Origin of the sequence: Candidatus Accumulibacter vicinus (assembly GCF_000584955.1) — a bacterium.
GTDB lineage: Bacteria > Pseudomonadota > Gammaproteobacteria > Burkholderiales > Rhodocyclaceae > Accumulibacter > Accumulibacter vicinus.
Genome location: NZ_JDSS02000051.1, coordinates 15418 through 17089, shown reverse-complemented (window position 1 = coordinate 17089; position 1672 = coordinate 15418). Strand labels below are relative to the sequence as shown.

Annotated in this window: 2 protein-coding genes; both read left to right on the top strand. The window is 60.2% G+C overall.

What is annotated here, in order from left to right:
• The first annotated feature begins 18 nt into the window (after positions 1-18).
• Positions 19-513 carry a hypothetical protein gene (locus tag CAPSK01_RS24170; protein ID WP_273704172.1) on the top strand — a complete coding sequence of 165 codons (495 nt, stop codon included), beginning with the start codon at positions 19-21 and terminating at the stop codon, positions 511-513.
• A gap of 112 nt (positions 514-625) precedes the next feature.
• Positions 626-1672, top strand: a 1047-nt coding sequence (locus CAPSK01_RS19995) for a nitronate monooxygenase (RefSeq protein WP_273704171.1), incomplete at its 3' end; no start/stop codon positions are given.

Below are 1672 nucleotides of genomic sequence, written 5' to 3'. Positions count from 1 at the left end.
AACACAAAGGAGTGAGCCATGAACGAGGCAGATCGAAAAAAGCGGAACGAAGATCGGCTTAAAGAGTTGTATCCGACCTTTCGCACCAGACTCAAAAACGTCATCTCCACACTTGAAGCGGCTGGGCTGCGTCCTCGCATACAAGATGCGTGGCGTTCGCCTGCTGATCAAAAGAAGGCTTACGACAGCGGGCACTCAAAACTTCTCTATGGGTTTCATAACGTCACGAGTTCCACTGGCACCCCCGAGTCGCTCGCGGTTGATCTCCTCGACGATGATTCTCCGGTAAACCCTGGAAAGCCCTATCTTCTACAACTGGCGGCCGCTGCCGAGAAAGCCGGTTTAGTAACAGGCATTCGTTGGGGGGTTCCTGCCAAGCTTATTCCAGGCATAAATACCGCCATTGCAAATAAAGACTGGTCTGCGCCGGTTAAGGTAGGCTGGGACCCGACACATGTTCAACCAACAGATGTCACTGTTGCTGAAGCAAAAGCTGGCAAACGTCCGGCTTAGGCCCAACAAGGCACTGTAGCCGACGTATTTGCCACCGCTTCGCTGCGTCAAATACGCGACTGAGCTTCGGCGTTAGCGTGCGGCGCATACCGTTTTCGCAGGAGGTGCGCAGATGATCTTGCAGAAACTCCTTCGCATAGAGATCCCGATCATTCAAGCCCCGATGGCGGGGGCGCAGGGTAGCGCCTTAGCCGTTGCGGTTTCTAACGCGGGCGGGCTTGGCTCGCTCCCCTGCGCCATGCTCGGTGTGGAAGCCATGCGCCAGGAACTAACGACGATCCGAGGGCAAACCACCAGACCTTACAACGTCAATTTCTTCTGTCACGCGCAGCCCGAGCCCGACGCCAGGCGCGAAGCGATGTGGAGACAGTTGCTTTCTCCTTACTTCCGCGAATTCGGAATCGACGCGAGCGCCATTCCCGCGGGGCCGGGCCGCGTGCCCTTCAGCGCCGCAGCCGCCGACGTGCTGGAGGAATTCAAGCCCGCCGTCGTGAGTTTTCATTTCGGCCTGCCCGCACCCGAACTGCTGGAGCGGGTACGCAGGTGGGGCGCGAAAATTCTTTCTTCTGCAACAACTGTTGACGAAGCGCTCTGGCTGGAAGCGCGTGGAGTTGATGCCGTCGTCGCGCAAGGGCTCGAAGCGGGCGGGCATCGCGGTCACTTTCTGTCGGAGGATCTCAACACGCAGGTCGGCACGTTCGCATTGGTGCCGCAGATCGTTCGGGCGGTGAAGATCCCGGTCATCGCCGCCGGCGGCATCGCGGACGCCAAGGGTGTCGCGGCAGCCATGGCGCTCGGCGCTGCCGGGGTGCAGATCGGGACAGCCTATATGTTGTGCGCCGAAGCCACCACGAGCGCGGTGCATCGTGCGGCCCTGAAAAGCGACGCCGCTCGCGTCACGGCGCTCACCAACCTGTTCACCGGACGGCCCGCTCGCGGCATTGTGAACCGCCTGATGCGCGAAATTGGGCCCATGAGCCCCGCCGCCCCGGCTTTTCCTCTAGCGACTGCAGCCATCGCTCCCTTGCGCGTGAAGGCTGAAAGCCTGGGCAGCGGTGAGTTCTCGCCCTTGTGGGCCGGGCAAAATGCGAGCGGATGCAAAGAGATTTCCGCAGCTCTTCTTACGATAGAACTGGCGGGCGCACTCGAAGATGCAAGC

Bases quoted from the DNA above. Each gene is read 5' to 3' on its own strand.
- CAPSK01_RS24170 (WP_273704172.1), top strand. From the start codon at position 19: ATGAACGAGGCAGATCGAAAAAAGCGGAACGAAGATCGGCTTAAAGAG.